Genomic DNA, 279 nt, shown 5'->3' with positions numbered 1-279 from the left:
GTATTAGCCGTTGTCCCAATTTTATTCATAACTCCAAAGCTTTCTCTATATACAATATAATGGTCTACACCTACATAATCTTCAGACGGACTCCACATCAAATCAACAGTGGTCGCTGTTGTACTCATACTATGTAATCCTTTCGGTTGCGTCGGAGCTTCTAAATCTGGGATTTCATTTGTTGTCTTAACCTTTAGTTCCTCACTTTCTTTTGATATGTTTCCAGCAGAGTCTAACGCCTTTATTGTATAGGTATATTCCGTATTTGCTTTTAGTTTT

The 279-nt window shown here is 36.6% G+C and carries 1 pseudogene; it reads right to left on the bottom strand.

Going from position 1 to position 279, the window contains the following annotated elements:
• Positions 1-279: pseudogene (locus ACSG5Z_RS32555) on the bottom strand (lytic polysaccharide monooxygenase); the annotation flags it as partial.

Origin of the sequence: Bacillus pretiosus, from assembly GCF_051294775.1 — a bacterium.
In the GTDB taxonomy this organism is placed as follows: domain Bacteria; phylum Bacillota; class Bacilli; order Bacillales; family Bacillaceae_G; genus Bacillus_A; species Bacillus_A wiedmannii.
This window is presented reverse-complemented; position numbering and strand designations above follow the sequence as displayed.